This window comes from Paenibacillus sp. NPDC055715, from assembly GCF_053617595.1.
In genome coordinates this window covers 52,664-69,035 of the sequence record NZ_JBSHGA010000011.1, presented here as the reverse complement: position 1 = coordinate 69,035, position 16,372 = coordinate 52,664, and the positions used below count along the sequence as shown (strand labels likewise).

Annotated in this window: 17 protein-coding genes; all 17 read right to left on the bottom strand. The window is 47.8% G+C overall.

The window, feature by feature from the left end:
• Nucleotides 1–79 precede the first annotated feature (79 nt).
• Nucleotides 80–487 carry a 3-hydroxyacyl-ACP dehydratase FabZ family protein gene (locus ACWGOO_RS17830; protein ID WP_452485578.1) on the bottom strand — a complete coding sequence of 136 codons (408 nt, stop codon included), beginning with the start codon at nt 485–487 and terminating at the stop codon, nt 80–82.
• A 3-nt stretch (nt 488–490) separates the two neighbouring features.
• On the bottom strand, nt 491–1,732 hold the full coding sequence (gene fabF / locus ACWGOO_RS17825; protein WP_452485589.1) for a beta-ketoacyl-ACP synthase II: 1,242 nt from the start codon (nt 1,730–1,732) through the stop codon (nt 491–493).
• Between the two features lie 23 nt (nt 1,733–1,755).
• On the bottom strand, nt 1,756–3,456 hold the full coding sequence (locus ACWGOO_RS17820; RefSeq protein WP_452485576.1) for a thiamine pyrophosphate-binding protein: 1,701 nt from the start codon (nt 3,454–3,456) through the stop codon (nt 1,756–1,758).
• The gene (locus tag ACWGOO_RS17815) at nt 3,453–4,676 is read right to left on the bottom strand and encodes an aldehyde dehydrogenase family protein (RefSeq protein ID WP_452485575.1); all 1,224 of its coding nucleotides are present in this window, start codon (nt 4,674–4,676) and stop codon (nt 3,453–3,455) included. The genes ACWGOO_RS17820 and ACWGOO_RS17815 overlap by 4 nt, the downstream gene beginning before the upstream one ends.
• 45 nt (nt 4,677–4,721) lie before the next feature.
• A complete protein-coding gene (locus ACWGOO_RS17810; RefSeq protein ID WP_452485573.1) occupies nt 4,722–6,182 on the bottom strand; it encodes an AMP-binding protein in 1,461 nt (486 codons plus the stop codon).
• A 12-nt stretch (nt 6,183–6,194) separates the two neighbouring features.
• On the bottom strand, nt 6,195–6,965 hold the full coding sequence (gene fabI, locus ACWGOO_RS17805; protein ID WP_452485571.1) for an enoyl-ACP reductase FabI: 771 nt from the start codon (nt 6,963–6,965) through the stop codon (nt 6,195–6,197).
• A 152-nt stretch (nt 6,966–7,117) separates the two neighbouring features.
• Nucleotides 7,118–7,645, bottom strand: coding sequence for a hypothetical protein (locus ACWGOO_RS17800; protein ID WP_452485569.1), 528 nt, complete (start codon nt 7,643–7,645; stop codon nt 7,118–7,120).
• 293 nt (nt 7,646–7,938) lie between these two features.
• Nucleotides 7,939–9,276, bottom strand: a complete 1,338-nt coding sequence (locus tag ACWGOO_RS17795) for a TrkH family potassium uptake protein (RefSeq protein ID WP_452485567.1) — start codon at nt 9,274–9,276, stop codon at nt 7,939–7,941.
• An 85-nt stretch (nt 9,277–9,361) separates the two neighbouring features.
• Nucleotides 9,362–10,888 (bottom strand): lysine--tRNA ligase, encoded by a 1,527-nt coding sequence (gene lysS / locus ACWGOO_RS17790; RefSeq protein ID WP_452485565.1) that lies wholly within the window; start codon nt 10,886–10,888, stop codon nt 9,362–9,364.
• Nucleotides 10,889–10,998: 110 nt separating this feature from the next.
• Nucleotides 10,999–11,475: a transcription elongation factor GreA gene (gene greA / locus ACWGOO_RS17785; RefSeq protein ID WP_452485563.1), complete on the bottom strand. Its 477-nt coding sequence runs from the start codon at nt 11,473–11,475 to the stop codon at nt 10,999–11,001.
• Nucleotides 11,476–11,689: 214 nt separating this feature from the next.
• The gene (gene dusB, locus ACWGOO_RS17780) at nt 11,690–12,718 is read right to left on the bottom strand and encodes a tRNA dihydrouridine synthase DusB (protein WP_452485561.1); all 1,029 of its coding nucleotides are present in this window, start codon (nt 12,716–12,718) and stop codon (nt 11,690–11,692) included.
• Between the two features lie 46 nt (nt 12,719–12,764).
• Nucleotides 12,765–12,965: a helix-turn-helix domain-containing protein gene (locus ACWGOO_RS17775; RefSeq protein WP_452485560.1), complete on the bottom strand. Its 201-nt coding sequence runs from the start codon at nt 12,963–12,965 to the stop codon at nt 12,765–12,767.
• Nucleotides 12,917–13,465: a 2-amino-4-hydroxy-6-hydroxymethyldihydropteridine diphosphokinase gene (gene folK / locus ACWGOO_RS17770; RefSeq protein ID WP_452485558.1), complete on the bottom strand. Its 549-nt coding sequence runs from the start codon at nt 13,463–13,465 to the stop codon at nt 12,917–12,919. The genes ACWGOO_RS17775 and folK overlap by 49 nt, the downstream gene beginning before the upstream one ends.
• 9 nt (nt 13,466–13,474) lie before the next feature.
• Nucleotides 13,475–13,837 (bottom strand): dihydroneopterin aldolase, encoded by a 363-nt coding sequence (gene folB, locus ACWGOO_RS17765; RefSeq protein WP_007428051.1) that lies wholly within the window; start codon nt 13,835–13,837, stop codon nt 13,475–13,477.
• Nucleotides 13,838–14,032: 195 nt separating this feature from the next.
• Entirely contained in the window at nt 14,033–14,899 is an 867-nt protein-coding gene (folP, locus tag ACWGOO_RS17760; protein WP_452485556.1) for a dihydropteroate synthase, read from the bottom strand.
• Entirely contained in the window at nt 14,896–15,792 is an 897-nt protein-coding gene (locus tag ACWGOO_RS17755; RefSeq protein ID WP_452485555.1) for an aminotransferase class IV, read from the bottom strand. Before ACWGOO_RS17755 ends, folP begins: the two co-directional genes overlap by 4 nt.
• A 3-nt stretch (nt 15,793–15,795) precedes the next feature.
• Complete coding sequence (gene pabA, locus ACWGOO_RS17750) at nt 15,796–16,371, bottom strand: aminodeoxychorismate/anthranilate synthase component II (protein ID WP_452485553.1); 576 nt, start codon at nt 16,369–16,371, stop codon at nt 15,796–15,798.
• Nucleotide 16,372: the final 1 nt, after the last annotated feature.

Here is a 16,372-nt window from a genome sequence, read left to right as displayed (position 1 = left end):
TTCCGTGATGTGAATATCCTCCCGCTGCACCTGGCAGTCAGGAGGACAAAAGGACAGTTTAACGTGCGCTTCCACCCCGTCATTGATCAAGTGAAACAATTTCTTCCGCCTCAGCCACCAATCGATCGCCTACGGAAGCCCGACCACTTCCGAGTACATAACCCCGCCGACGCTTGATCACTTCAAAATAAAGATCAATTCGGTCCCCAGGCTTCGCTAAGCTATGGAATCGAATTCCATTGAGGTTGGTCAAGTATGCAATACCTTTTTTATCAACATTAGTGAATGCCGCCAATTGTGCGAGCGACTCCACGATCAACATAGGAGGCATGTATGGATTAGCCTCTGTAATAAACCATTCACTCCAGGTAACAAGCTTGTACCCCTTCGCCCATTGCGACGTTTCGTACCCAGTCACGCCATCCAGCAGAAGAAACGGATACCTGTGCGGAAGCACATCCGGGATATGGATTAGCTCTTCGCTCACAGGCTATACCCCCTCCCACTTGCGAACAGCAAGACAGACATTGTGCCCCCCGAAACCAAAGGAATTACTAATCGCCGCACGGACCTCGCGTTCCTGATATACGTGCGGTACAAAATTCAGTTCAGGGGCTTCAGGGTTATCGCAATTGAGTGTCGGTGGTACTTTGCTGTGGATCATGCTCTGTACAGTTGCAATTAACTCGACTGCCCCTGCGCCGCCCATTAAATGGCCTGTCATGGATTTAATAGACGATATCGCCAAATGGGGAGCATGCTCCCCGAATACCTTCTGAATGGCATTAATCTCCATACGGTCGTTGAACGGCGTACTTGTACCATGGGCATTGACATAGTCGATTTCCTGCGGTGTCAAGCCACCATCCTGCAGTGCGATGCCGATCGCTTCTGCCGGACCGGAGCCCGAGGGATCTGGAGCCGTGATATGATACGCATCGGTTGTGCATCCGTAACCCGCAACTTCGGCCAAAATGGTGGCCCCGCGGTTCAAGGCATGCTCCAGCTCCTCCAGCACCAAGACCCCTGCTCCTCCACCGATGACGAATCCATCGCGATCCACGTCAAACGGGCGACTGGCCTTCTGCGGCTCTTCATTGCGCCTGGAAAGAGCATGAATATTCGCAAAAGATGCCAAATCAAGCTGACTAAAATTGGCTTCTGCTCCTCCAGCGACCACGACATCAGCCGTGCCGTACTGGATCGTACGTAATGCTTCACCGATGGCATTACTACCAGTAGCACAAGCCGTAACCACGGCAAATGAAGGTCCCTTGGCTCCGATAGCAATGGATATTTCACCAGGCGCTGAATTAATCATCATTGAGGAAACAAAATAAGGAGAAACCCTTTTGGGACCAAGCTTTGTTAATTTCCCATAGTTCTCCTCTATGACGTCGAGGCCGCCTGCTCCAGAGCCGACAATAACCCCCACGCGGCTTGCATTCCGCTCGTCAATTACTAATTTCGATTGCTCGACTGCCTGACGGGCAGCCGCCAAGGCAAATTGGGTGAACTGTGCTACTTTATTAGCTTCCTTCTTGCTCATATATTGCAACGGATCAAAGCCCGTAACATGTGCGCCAATTTTTGTCGGAATGTCCGCTGTATCAAAAGCAGTGACAGGTCCGATTCCGCTCTTTCCTTCCAACAGTGAATTCCAGAAATCTGAAAGATTAAGCCCGACCGGCGTTACGACTCCCTGTCCTGTCACTACAACACGTCTTCTCACTGTACCCACGTCCTTCGCTGAAATTAATTCTTGGAAGCCTGTTGCTCGTAGAGAGGAAAGTCGCCATACACATGACTGATTTTCTCATGCACATCAGCAAGATCAGCATATACCTCGACGACCACAAGCTTGTTCTCCTGATACTTTTGCCAAGCAAGCTGAAGCTGTTCCCGGGCCTCCCCCTTGCTCCGGATCGCAAGACTTTCCACAAACTCATACTGTGGAATTTGGATTCCTGTTTTAGCCGCCTCGGAAACAAATGGGAGGGCCTGCCCTGAAAGGTGCTTATAATTCATCTGGTTTTGCAACCAACCGTAGCCACCATTATTGAGTACGACATAGATTAGCGGTATTTGGTACTCCACAGCCGTCATAAAATCCGAACAGAAAAGATTGAACGCACCGTCCCCTACCAGTGCCACTACTGGACGTTCTGTTGCCACGCTTGCTCCCAAAGCAGCAGCCGCACCGAATCCAAGGCTCGTTTGGTCACTGGGAACAATCGAAAGAGAACCTTGCATGAAACAGAAATATGGATAAAAGTAAGACCACATATCCTGTAATCCATTTTCCTGAACAAGCACCATTTTTTCTGGGAATTCTGTCTGAATGATCTCTAGCAGCTCTGGAACGTGAATTCCAGGGGCCTTTTTCAGCTCCTCCATATAAATGGCTCTATTAGAAAATGCCTTCTGCTTACACCTTCTGATCGTTTCAAGCCACACTCCATCAGGTTTATGTCCGTACCGTTGAACCCACTGCTCTAATGCTGCATATCCATCTCCAAGCAATTTGACGCCCCGGTATTCGTGTGCAAAATCCTCCAGCTCAACATTGACTTGAATTAAAGGGGTATCCTGTAGAAAAATATCCCACTCAAACGTTGCCGTTTCTTCCAATCGACTGCCCAGCGCAATCACCACATCAGATTCCTTCCAGATTTGTCTCAGACTGAGATCCGTATAGAGCCCGGCAACACCACAGAAGAGTTCATCTTCTTCATCAACTGCACTCCGTCCCGAGGCGGTTGCGAACAAGGCTGCTCCTCGCAGATTAGCGAATATCTCAATTACATCACTTGTAACTGACTTCATCCCGCCTCCGACCAGAATGATAGGCCTGCGAGCAGTCTTGATAATTTCCCAAGCCGCATCCAGCTCCCGAAGGGACGGAGAGCAAGAAAGCTTTTCCGGTGGGGTAAACTGAAGCCCTGTCGATACAGGCTGGTCCATCAGGTTTTCGGGTAGTTCAATATAGACCGGACCTGGGGCTCCATTGATGGCCAAAAAAGCCGCTCGCTCCAGCGCCCATACAAGTCGATCCACATGCTCGACACGGTAAGCCCATTTTACGAGCGGCTTCACGAGTGAGATTTGATCTGCCTCCTGAAAGGAACGGGTACCCAGCTTGTCTCCTCCAGTGCCAAGCGCCAAAAGTAAAAGCGGAGCACCAAGGTTCTTCGCTTCCAGCAGCCCCGTGAGTGTATTACTGAGCGCAGGGCCTTTACCCACAACACATACGGACATCTGGTTGGTTGTGAGTGCATAGCCTGCTGCCATGAACACAGCATTACGCTGATCTTTGCACAGAATAAAATCCATACCCGACGAGGGGAGTGACGATACGATTTTGAGATCATCACTTGGTAATCCAAAGAGATGCCGAACCCCAGCCGATTTTAAGTAGCCCATGATGGCATCCCAGGGGAATAAGCTCGCAGTCATACCAAACTCCTCTTTTCCGACAAATATTCTGCGACAATTTCTGAAATCAAAATTGGCTTCGAAACAAGCTTAAAATCGTAGAAAATATAGTTCGACATCGTGCCATAGCCACCAAAGGGCTTATTGCCCTGATCCACATCCTCAAGCGTCTCATTAATAGTCAGCGTGTGCTTCTTTCGCAGGACGTCCGCCAGGTGATTAGATCCGTATAAGCTGCAGCCCATCGCACGTTCACTGAAATAACTGGAGGAAATACGCTTGATCAGTTGCTCGTCGTCTCGGTAGCTAACCACGTTGAAGACTGGTGAAAAATACTCAATAATCTCCAAATCCTGATCTAGTTCGCTATATACAATCGTCGGCTCCATCTTTTTCGTACGGAAATCAATGCCACCGCCATAAATAATAAACTTATCATTTGTATTAAAATATTCAGAAACCGAATACAGCGTGTCTTTATAGAAAATAGGGGAATAGCTCGCGTTCGGATCATTATTGGCTCCAAACACCAGTTGGTCAAGCCGCTCAATTAGCAAGTTTTTAAAATTCTCCGTCACATCTTGATGTGCCAGAATGATGTCGGGTCCCAGGCAGTCCTGTCCAGAGTTGAACAATCTCATTCGGATCACATCGGTAACCGCTAGTTCCAGATCGGCATCGGGTCCGATGATGAAAGGATTTATCCCTTGTCCGTAGAAAATGTAAAGTTGCTCTTTTCGGATTTGTTTTTTGATCTTCTCCGCATTCGTATAACTCCCAGTGAACACCACAATATCAGCTGGCATAACTGAATTTTCCAAGAACACCTTCTGGCTAACTTTACGAATACAGATAGGTAATCCATGTACAGCCTGGAGCTTTTCATGCAGCATATTAACGTACTCGTTTACGTGAGAAGAAGGGCGAAAGTCTATATTTTCAACGTACAGGGATGGAAGTAAAAGGTATAATGCATAGGAGTACAAAATGACGTTGGAAGGCATGAATACAGCCATAGATCGTTGCCAGCTTGGCTGATAGGTTTGCACTTCTTGCAAAGCACCTTGGAGTGTGAGGATCGTGGAATCAATTTCTGCATCGGCGGCCCGATAGGATGAAAATTGTGTGAGAATATCCATCACTTCCTGCCGATACTCCGTCAAATAATTAAGGCATTTTAGAATTGCCTCATGCCTTTCCAAAAAAAGCGTATTTTTTGCCAGTTCCGGATTCATACTCATGATGCATCCTCCCTTTCCTTTATGAAGTTTTTGGTAAATATCTTGTTACACTTTGCGAGAAGCAACTTTCTCCAGGGCAATGCGCTCCATCTCCAGTCGATCTACTTTTCCATTGCGATTTAAAGGAAAATGGGCGAGCGGAAGCAAAAGATCGGGAAACATGTATGAAGGAAGTACCCGATTCATCTCTTTGCGGAGTACAGACAAGGCCTGCGAGAATTCGCTTTCGATGAATGCAACAAGTAATGTTCCTTTAGCCTCGTCCCCCAAGGTGATCACGCATGATCGGTAACCTATCGAACCCATCCGATCCTCGATATAGACCGGAGAGACCATATAGCCCATCCGGTTGACCGTCTTACCGCTGCGGCCAATGACATACAGCATTTCCTCATCCAGATAGCCCAGATCCCCTGTCTTGAACCAGCCATCCTGTAGAACGGATTGCGTCAGGTCTGGACGATTCAGGTAACCTTTCATGCATCCGGCACTCCGTATCCACACTTCGCCTACGATACCGTCAGCCTGTTGATTTTCATCAGCATCTAGTATTTTCAGGTCCACACCAGGTAACGGTTTGCCACAACCTTTCGGACACTCCAGCGTCCCCAGCGTAACGTTGCCCAGTTCAGAAAGGCCGTAACCATTCAGCAGGGGCTGTCCAAATATGTTGTTAAATTTTTCTTCGAGGTCTTGGGTAAGTGGGGAACCGCCTACGCACCACATGCGCACCGGAGATTCCTTGACCATTTCCAGTTGTTCGGGTTTTCGGCTTAACATACGCAACAAGGTGTAAAAAACAGAGGGGTTGGCGTCTACGACCGTCGCCCGGTCTTTCGTAATACTTGCAATGACGCTCCAGAGGTTTTTAGGATTGCAGATAAGTAGAGAACATGAGGTTAACCACCATGAGAAGATGAGTGAAATACCATAGAAGTGAGAAAACGGTACAACGGGGAGCATATGGTCAGACGGTAAGTAATTCATGGCGTGTATAGAGTGCCTGATATTCTCCATGAAAGCTGAACCAGCTTTCACGATTCCCTTGGGTTTTCCCGTCGTACCAGAAGAATACAGAATGAGGGCATCGGGCCTCTCGCACCACTTGTTAAAGTCAAGGGCTTCAATCTCTGGTTCTCCCACCCAATGCGGATGTGCTGCTTCTTCTTGAATTAGATCTTGGATCAGAATAACGAGCGCATGAGGAAGTTCTAAATCGCAATCCGTAAGGATGCAGCAGGCACCCGCTTCATCATAGATTTGGGCCACCTCATCGAGCACAGTCTGCTCGTCCACTACGGTCACCGAAACAGCAATATTGCACAGGGAGAACAGAGACACAACAAACCAGTAGGAATTGGCCGCTTTCAGAATCACTCTGCCGTCTTCAGGAACTCCTCTGAGGGCCAGCATTCGGGAGAAGATCGTAACGTCCCGTTCCAAACGCTTCCTTGTCATCATCCCTTCGGGTGAGATAATACGGCAGTCCGTATGCGTAACAAGCACAGCGTTCCCTCCTTACATCCCGGTAATATGGTATCCTGCATCAACATGGATAACTTCGCCTGTAATGCCTCTCGATAAATGGGAAAATAGGAATAACGCCGTATCTCCAACTTCGGACGTATCGACCGTCTTGCGTAGGGGCGTAGTTTCTTCAATATGCTTTAGCATCGTGCTGAAATCCTTAATACCATAGGCGGCCAAAGTCCGTATGGGACCCGCCGAAATCGCATTTACACGAATTCCATAAGTACCCAGATCGTTCGACAGATAGCGCATGCTGGCTTCCAGTGAAGCCTTCGCCACACCCATAATGTTGTAATTCTTGATCGCTCGTTCTGCGCCAATATACGTCATGGTGACGATACTCCCCCCCTCCGTCATCAGCGGGTAAATTCGTTGGGAAACAGCAGCGAGAGAGTAGGCACTGATTTCTTGAGCAATGGCGAATCCCTCGCGAGAAGTGTCGACGAACAAGCCATTCAAATCCTCAGCCTTAGCATAGGCAACACTGTGAAAATAACCATGCAAGACGCCTACCTGCTCCTTTAGAAAATCCGCCAGTGCATCCAATTCCTCATCGCTTTGTACATTACAAGGAATTACAATTGCCCCCGGAATAGCTTCAACGAGCTTTAGCACCCGCTCTGCAACCCTCTCATTTTCGTAAGTGAAAATGAGCTTTGCTCCTTCAGCAGCTAAAGATTGGGCTGTCCCCCAGGCAATACTCCTGTTGTTAGCCACACCCATAATCAAAATGTTCTTACCACTCAGCAGTGCTGCCACAGAAACCACCTCTCTTATTTTACATTTTTCAATGTAAAACGACTTAATTTCGTATGTCTATATAATGTATAAATAATCTTTTCTGGAATATTATCATGTTAGTTGCCAAAGTTAAACAATCGACGTTTTAGGCAATTGCAAGAATTAACTTTCTACGCCTTATGTTTCCTTGGAGACAAGGTATAGCTAAAGGAGACAATAAAGTCGATTGCCAGAACGAGTGCCCATGTTGTCATAATGCCCTCCAAAGAAACCGTACGCTGTGGATCATCTACATACACAATGATGGCGAGCAGCAGAGCGTTGCCGATGGCCCAGCCCAACAGGTGAAGCAACCACCCCGTCCGTTCCTCTTTTGCATGAGCAGCACCATACTTGCGTTCGGGCTTCGGCCCCTTACCAAACCAATGAGAGAATTGCGTATCTGCCCATTTAATTAACCTATGACCAAATGCTACTGTAATACCAAAATAGCAGGCTGCCAGGCCAGTAGCGGTCGTAATCTCCATGCCGCTGCTCACCGTGATGAACACCGCAAGCAGTAACAGGATATCAATAATAGGAGTAAATAGTAAAAGAAGACCGCCTAATTTCTTTAAGCCAAACATATACCTTGCGATCAACCCTGCAACAACAAAAACCCAGAATAAAACTTCAGCACTAATAATAAATAAATACATAATGGATGATTCCTTTCGAATTAGAAATTGGTATTTCCCTCAGCTATCCCACTTTCATGCCCACTATCATACAATATTATACATAATATTCCTAGTGTATTGTCTATAATCACATAAAAGGAAACAAATATACTTTTTTATACAAAAAATAGTATCTGTCAAGTCCATTGCCTCTCATTCTCAAATTGGGTATTTTTCATGATATGCTGTGCAAATTAGATGATGATGTGAAATGAAAAAAAAAGGATGCACCCGTGTCAATCAGCACGGGTGCATCCTTTTCTTCAGATAAGCTATCCAATTACAATATGCCCTTCGGGACGACGGTACAACGTCTTGGTGGACCGTGGACGAATGGCATACGCAATCGTAAGCGGCCCAATTCTACCAATGAACATGGTCACACAAATGATCAGCTTACCCGCGTCAGACAGTCCTGGGGTTACACCTGTCGACAGCCCCACCGTCCCGATCGCGGAGGCGGCCTCAAACGCAAGTGAGAGAAAAGGCGCATCCTCTGTCATTAAAAGCAGCATGACCACAATGGAGAAGATAAATAGGGACAATACAATAATGGTCAGCGCACGCATCATGATATCTCTGGGAACCCGGTGGCGAAAGAACACCATTTCCTTCTGTCCCCGCATGACGACAATTAGGGCGCCAACCATCAGCAGGAACGTAGTCGTTTTGATTCCTCCCCCGGTGGAGCCTGGAGAAGCGCCGATAATCATCAGCAGCATGATAAAAAACTGGCTGGCCTGCCTTAACCCGCTGATATCTACTGTGCTGGTACCGGATGATCGTGTGGATACGGACTGAAAGACAGAGGCGTATACCTTGCCTTCCCAGTTCAGTGAGCCCAAGGTACGCGCATTGGTAAACTCAAAAATAAATAGGACCAGCGCACCAAGCACAATAAGCGCCCCTGACACACTGAGTACCATTTTCGAGTGAAGAGTCAGTCTTCGAGTGCGGCGAAAATCGAATAGATCGCTTAGTACAAGAAAACCCAACCCCCCCGAAATGACAAGCACGGATGCAATCATATTGAACACAAAGTCTCCGGCATATTGCTGGAAGCTGCTTCCGAACAGATCAAATCCTCCATTGTTAAACAAGGAGACCGAATGGAATATTCCATAATATATCGCTTGTCCGACAGGCATCTCCCTCATCCATCGCAAAGCTAAAACGACGGCAGCAATCGCCTCAATGGTAAAGGAGAAGATCAGCACCTTGCGGATAATACGTACGATTCCTTCCATGCTGTCGGCACTGATAGCTTCTTTGAGCAGCAGTCGGTCCTTCAGCGACAAGCGGCGCCCCAACAGCAACGCAAACAATGTCGCCAAGGTCATAAAACCAAGCCCGCCCAGTTGCATCAGCACCATAATGACGGTCTCTCCAAACATCGTATAGGTTGAATCAACGTCAACCACCACTAATCCTGTGACACAGGCAGCGGAGACGGACGTAAAGAGCGAATCAATCCAATGTGGAGCATGCCCGCTATGATTGGATATAGGAAGCATCAGCAGTAAAGTGCCTAATGCAATAATCAGCAGATATCCGATGACCAATATAAAAGGCGGGGATGCAAACCGGGTTAGCTTGACGCTGCGTTTCATTAGAAGTCTTCTCTCCATCCGTTCTTATGGAAAAGAGGAACAAGACACGGGAAGCCCGGCTGATCCTCTTTATTCATAAGTTATGTTATTCTACCGTACGGTTACGCATATGCGGGAAAAGCAGCACATCGCGAATGGAAGGAGCATCCGTCAGCAACATGACCAAACGGTCGATGCCGATGCCCAGTCCGCCTGTTGGCGGCATGCCGTATTCCAAAGCACGGATAAAATCATCATCCATTTCATGGGCCTCGTCATTGCCGTGCTCACGTTCCAGCAATTGTGCTTCAAAACGTTGACGTTGGTCAATCGGATCATTCAGCTCAGTGAATGCGTTGGCATGCTCACGAGCTACAACAAACAACTCAAAGCGATCCGTAAAGCGTGGATCTTGCTCGTTTCTCTTCGCCAGTGGCGAGATTTCAACTGGATGCCCCGTAATAAAGGTCGGTTGAATGAGTGTTTCCTCTACAAACTGTTCGAAGAAGGCATTCAGGATATGTCCAAAGGTCATATGCGGCTCTACCGGCACTTTATGCTCTTTTGCAAGGCGATGAGCTTCTTCATTGCTCAATTGTGCGCCAAAATCTACGCCTGTTACTTCTTTAACAGCATCGACCATAGATACTCTGCGCCATTGCGGCGTCAGATCCACTTCCTGGCCCTGATAATGGATGCGCTGTGTACCAAGCACTTCTTGCGCAATGTGAGCCACCATGTTTTCCGTCAATTGCATGATGTCCTGGTAGTCAGCATAGGCTTCATACAGCTCAATCATCGTGAACTCAGGGTTATGGCGAGTGGAAATACCTTCGTTACGGTAAACGCGACCGATCTCATATACTTTCTCCAATCCGCCGACAATCAGTCGTTTCAGATGAAGTTCAATGGCTATACGCATATATAGCTGCATGTCCAATGCATTATGATGTGTAATAAACGGCTTGGCCGCCGCCCCGCCTGCAATGGAATGCAATGTTGGCGTTTCAACCTCCAAATAACCGAGCGAGTCCAGATAACGGCGCATGGATTGAATAATACGGGAACGCGTAATGAACGTTTTTTGCACTTCCGGATTCATAACCAGATCGACATAGCGCTGACGGTAACGCAGCTCAACATCCTTCAGACCATGATATTTTTCTGGCAATGGGTACAACGATTTGGACAATACCTCAAGGTTCAGCACCTTAATGGTGGTTTCCCCTGTTTTGGTCTTGAACAGTACGCCTTTAATCCCCACAATGTCGCCCAGATCCAAAATACCGAATGCTTTGTATTTGTCTTCTGGTATGGTATCTTGACGAACATAGATTTGAATACGTCCACTGAGATCCTGTACATGGGCAAAGCTGGCTTTCCCCATAACCCGTTTAGCCATAATACGGCCTGCAATGCTAACTTCAATATTCTTATCTTCCAGTTCTTCCTTGGTCAAACTGTCATACTTGCTTAGCAGTACACCCGCCTCAGCTGTGCGTATGTATTTACGACCAAAAGGATCAATGCCCAACGAACGAAGCTCATCCAATTTGGCGCGGCGAATTTGCAGCAGTTCACTTAGTTCCTCACGATTTTCTTGAGGTTCCGGGTTAGTAGTTTCATCCGACATAGTGCTAAATCAGCTCCTTCAATATGAATAGACGGGCCGGAGTCCGTCCGGGTGTAGAGAAAAAAAGCTTCCCCAAGGAAGCTTTTACATTCAATTCCAAAGTCCGTGTCTTATTTTTTGATATCCACGATTTTATATCGAATAACACCTGCGGGAACGGTGACATCCACAACAGTTCCTTTTCCCTTACCTAGCATTGCCTTGCCAAGCGGACTTTCATTGGAGATTTTATTCTGGAGCGGATCCGATTCGGCTGAACCTACGATCGCATACTCTGTAACATCTCCGAATTCCATATCCTCAACGGTCACGGTTGCGCCTACTCCCACAACATCGGTTTCAATTTCATCACTATTGATAATGCGGGCATTGCGTAGCATTTTTTCCAGTGTAATGACACGGCCTTCAATGAAAGCCTGCTCATTCTTCGCATCCTCATACTCGGAGTTTTCACTGATATCCCCGTATCCGATAGCTACCTTAATCCGTTCCGCCACTTCACGGCGTTTGACAGACTTCAAGTTCTCAAGCTCATCTTCGAGCTTTCTAAGGCCTTCCTGTGTTAGAATGACTTCTTTATCGCTCATCTTAACCGATTCTCCTGTCATGGGAAAAGTTTAAAAGTGCATCGGAATGCACGCTTTCAAAACATAATATGCCACTCTGAGGGAATGAGAACATTTCCTGCTGTTGTCTTGAGAGCTGCATACAATTTGTAGCATACATCAAGATTTTATACTGGACGATTATAGGGCAAGTAATTGGAAAAGTCAATCGCATGCAAAGGCAGGAACAGCATCCTTATTGTGCAACGGCGGCAGGAGAAACAGCCCCCGTGGAATGCTCATCATTTTCTACCGTGTGTAGTCCGGATACAAAGCCATCCAAAATACGTACCATATCATCGCGTTTCGTTTCTTCCATAACTACGTCCTTAATGCGTGCAGAGCCTCTAAGTCCTTTGAGGTACCAGGCTAGATGCTTACGCATTTCGCGAACAGCCACAGCTTCGCCCTTCAATGCCACCAGACGGTCCATATGCAGAATGGCAATGCGAATTTTTTCTTCCGGTGAAGGATCAGGCAAAAGCTCACCTGTCTGCAAATACTCAATCGTACGGTACAGCATCCAAGGGTTACCCAGAGCGCCGCGTCCGATCATAACACCGTCACAGTTGGTCAAATCCAGCATCCGGCGGGCATCTTCCGGTGATACCACGTCTCCGTTTCCAATGACAGGAATGGAAACTGCTTCTTTAACTTCTTTTATAATATCCCAGTTGGCATGTCCCGTATACAATTGCTCCCGTGTACGGCCATGTACGCTGACAGCCTGACCTCCGGCACGTTCCACGGCGCGGGCGTTCTCTACGGCATAAATATGCTCGCTGTCCCAACCAATACGCATTTTAACGGTAACAGGCTTGCTAACGGATTCCACTACAGCAGATACCATTTCATAAATTTTATTTGGATCGAGTAACCAACGGGCGCCTGCATCACATTTGGTTACCTTGGGAACCGGGCAGCCCATATTGATGTCAATAATATCTGCGTTCGTCTCCTGATCCACAACCTTGGCCGCTTCTACCAAAGATTCACGGTCTCCCCCGAAAATTTGCAGACTAAGCGGCTTCTCACGCTCATCTACGAACAGCATCTCACGGGTGCGCTTGTTGCCGTGAATGATCGCCTTATCACTAACCATTTCTGCGCATACCAAGCCTGCGCCAAACTCTTTGGCAATCAGGCGGAAAGCAGGGTTGCACACGCCAGCCATCGGAGCCAGCACAACCTGGTTTTTCATTTCAATACCGCCGATTTTCAACATTCTCTGTTCACTCCTTTATTTATACTTGTATATGGTGTAGTTATCGTCATTCCGTCAGTTCCCGGACTTGTATTTCTAGGGTTTGGGCAATAATGTTCAGCATGTCAGGCTCTATTGTTCGGTTGCCCCGTTCCACAGCACCCAGTACGGTCAACGATATGCCGGCTCGCTCAGCCAACTCCTGCTGCGTGAATCCTTTTAGCTTCCGAAAGGCGCGAAGCCGTTGCGCCAGCTGCATTTTTTCCAAAACGGTATGCCGTCCTTTCCATCCAATGATTTCAATGCGGTATGCACGATACTATACAGGCCGGATGGATCTTGGTTCGGAACGATATCAGCCAATGGGACAAGCACAAAAGCACGCTCCAGCATGCGGGGATGAGGAAGCTCCAACTCCGGTGTAGTGAGCTGCACCGCTTCCATCCATAACAAATCCAGATCAATGGTGCGCGGACCGTTAGGAATATGCCTTACTCTACCCAGACGACTCTCTACCTTCAGCATGAAGGCCAGAAGCTCCTCTGAAGCAAGCGTTGTGGATACGGCTGCTGCCATGTTTAGAAAAGAAGGCTGATCCAGATAACCGACAGGCTCTGTTTCGTACAGGCTGGAGCAACGCAGCACCCGTATACCCGGATGTTCGTCCAGCGCCGTGATGGCTTCATACAGGGTATGCTCACGATCCCCCAAATTAGCCCCTAAAGCAATATAAGCCTCTGATGCCTCAGAGGTCGAATGTGCGTTCATGTACCGTTCCTACTTTCTTGCGCGATAAAGCTCAACCGTCACGCCCTCAAAATGAATATCGAACGGCGGATGCGGCTTCGTGACTTTGACAGTCAGTGCATTGACACTAGTATAAGTGTCCAGTAAGGAAGATGCAATACGTTCGCCCAAAGCTTCAATCAATTGGTAAGATTCCTTTTCTACAATATCTTTAACGGTGTAATGCACCTCAGCGTAATTAACCGTTTTGTCCAATGCATCTTGCTCGCCTGCCTCACGCAGATCAAGCTCCAGTTCCAAATCAATGTAGAAACGCTGTCCCAGCTTACGTTCTTCGGGAAAAACGCCATGATATCCATAATACTCCATACGGTGCAAAACCATTTTATCCATCGTGGGTAGTCCCCCTGTTTTTTGATTTCAATTTTTTTCTCTATAAGCCGAACTAAAGATGTACACGAGGTGCCACTACGCAGTCGGATTCTATTCTTTAGTTCATCTTGCATAATAAATTCCTCTAAAAATACGGGGACTTTATGCTGGTAGTAGCGTAATGAAGGATTTGAATCCGAAGAAGCGTAGCGTCTTCTAACCATCATAACTCAGTGCATTTTTAGACCCGTACACCATCGCATCACACATGCGTACCGTGCGCTTGATGTGCGCCACATCGTGTACTCGCACAATCTGGCACCCTTGAGCAATGCCAAAGGCAACCGTAGCCGCTGTACCCTCTACCACATCATCCACAGGCAAATCCAGTGCTGTACGGATAAATCTTTTGCGCGACGTAGCCAACAACAGCGGGTAGCCCAACTGACTTAGCGTATCCAGAGAAGTCATAGCATGAATATTTTCGTCGTAATCTTTGGCAAACCCGATGCCAGGATCTAAAATGATCTGTTCCGCACGTACACCCGCATCCAGCGCCAATCGGATACTTTCTTTTAAATCATCAATCATATCAGGTACCAAATCGCTATAATTACGGTCATGACGATTATGCATTAAAATGACTGGACAATCGAATTGTGAAGCTACGCGTGCCATATCAGGATCTGCCTTAAATCCCCACACATCATTGATGATATGCGCACCCGCTTCAAGGGCCTGCCGGGCTACTTCAGCTTTGTAAGTATCCACGGACAATGGAATGTGCGGAGCAACACGGTGAATAGCCTGTATTACCGGAATGACACGGGCCAGCTCTTCCTCCACGCCTACCGGATCATGCCCCGGTCGGGTAGACTCTCCGCCAATATCAATAATATCGGCTCCATCCTCCACCAGCTTCAAGGCATGTAAAACAGCAATCTCCACACTATTGTGCAATCCGCCATCGGAAAATGAATCCGGGGTCACATTTAGTATACCCATCACCTGTGTGGAATCTCCGAGCGTAAGCTCGGCATCGCCCATCTGATAGCTTCGTCGGTAAATGGTCGGTATATTCAATTCATCCCTGCTTTCTCTCTGTAATCGTGTAACAGCAGAGCTGTTATGGAACCGGCTTGTGTCCAAGCATTGGATAACCGGTGCGTCGTTCCATCTGGCTCCAACAGTAGGTTCACAGGCCTTATTTCCTGTATGGAATTCGTCATAAATATTTCATCAGCCAGTCGCAGCTCGTCCCAACGGTATAGACCCTGCTCACAGTGGATGCCTCTCGCTTGCGCCAGCTCCAGAATAAGTCCACGAGTAATACCTGGCAGGATACCTGTGGACAGGTCTGGGGTGTACAGCCTATCGTTTCGGACAAAAAACAGGTTGCTGACCATTCCTTCTGCCAGAAAACCGTCTGCCGTAAGCATCATCCCTTCGGCCTTATGCTGGATGGCAGCGGCGTACTGCTGAAGCTCTCGCTTGGCGAGAATGTTATTCATATAATGAAGCGACTTTAAACGAATCTCGCCCTCAGGCGTGTTTCTCGGGGTTCGCAACAACTGAAGCGCCGATATAGAAGTCGTTCCCACAGCTTCTATATGCGTAGCGGGTAACGGCTTGGCGAACAAAATATGGTTAGGGCGCGTATAGTCACCAGACGGCAAGCCGAGTATCTCTTCGCCCGCAGACACGGTGTAGCGGATATAGGCTTCGTTCAGACCATTCGCGGCCATCAGACTGTAGATATGCCCGGTAAGCTGGTTCTTGTCCGGTTGAAAAGGAATGCCCAGCATCCGGCAGCCCTCTACCAGTCTGTGCAAATGGCGATCGAGCAGGAACGGAACTCCCTTGTAGGTACGGAAGGTTTCAAAGAGGCCCATTCCGTACAAAAAGCCGTGATCACTTACGTGAATCACGGCATCTGCGGCTTCCGTGAGGACGCCATTGACTCCGATGTATTTCATGAATCAGACGCCTACCTTGCGTTTTAGGAAATTGCGTAATAGTTGATGTCCGTAATCCGTAATGATGGACTCAGGATGGAACTGGACTCCTTCCACAGCAAACTCTTTATGCCGCAAGCCCATAATTTCACCTTCCGCAGTTTCAGCGGTAATTTCCAGACATTCAGGCAGGCTCTCGCGCTCCACCAGCAAAGAATGATACCGGGTCGCTGTGAACGGGGAAGGCAAGCCTTCAAATACCGATGTATTATGGTGGAGAATCGGTGATGTTTTGCCGTGCATGAGTCGTTCAGCCCGGATGACATTACCGCCAAATGCCTGTCCGATGGCCTGGTGACCAAGACAAACGCCGAAGATCGGAATCCGCCCTTTAAAGTGGCTAATCACGTCCAGCGATATTCCCGCCTCATTCGGCGTGCATGGACCTGGCGAAATCAGAATATGCTCTGGCGCCAACTCTTCTATGCCTTTCAGATCAATCTCATCGTTCCGTCTTACGGTTACTTCCTCGCCAAGCTCACCCAAATACTGAACAAGATTGTACGTAAACGAATCATAGTTATCAATCACCAAAATCATA

Coding starts and splice junctions, on each gene's coding strand:
- ACWGOO_RS17820 (WP_452485576.1), bottom strand. CDS start 3,456: ATGACTGCGAGCTTATTCCCCTGGGATGCCATCATGGGCTACTTAAAA.
- ACWGOO_RS17815 (WP_452485575.1), bottom strand. CDS start 4,676: ATGAGTATGAATCCGGAACTGGCAAAAAATACGCTTTTTTTGGAAAGG.
- ACWGOO_RS17800 (WP_452485569.1), bottom strand. CDS start 7,645: ATGTATTTATTTATTATTAGTGCTGAAGTTTTATTCTGGGTTTTTGTT.
- ACWGOO_RS17795 (WP_452485567.1), bottom strand. CDS start 9,276: ATGAAACGCAGCGTCAAGCTAACCCGGTTTGCATCCCCGCCTTTTATA.
- lysS (WP_452485565.1), bottom strand. CDS start 10,888: ATGTCGGATGAAACTACTAACCCGGAACCTCAAGAAAATCGTGAGGAA.
- greA (WP_452485563.1), bottom strand. CDS start 11,475: ATGAGCGATAAAGAAGTCATTCTAACACAGGAAGGCCTTAGAAAGCTC.
- dusB (WP_452485561.1), bottom strand. CDS start 12,718: ATGTTGAAAATCGGCGGTATTGAAATGAAAAACCAGGTTGTGCTGGCT.
- folK (WP_452485558.1), bottom strand. CDS start 13,465: ATGAACGCACATTCGACCTCTGAGGCATCAGAGGCTTATATTGCTTTA.
- folB (WP_007428051.1), bottom strand. CDS start 13,837: ATGGATAAAATGGTTTTGCACCGTATGGAGTATTATGGATATCATGGC.
- ACWGOO_RS17755 (WP_452485555.1), bottom strand. CDS start 15,792: ATGAAATACATCGGAGTCAATGGCGTCCTCACGGAAGCCGCAGATGCC.
- pabA (WP_452485553.1), bottom strand. CDS start 16,371: ATGATTTTGGTGATTGATAACTATGATTCGTTTACGTACAATCTTGTT.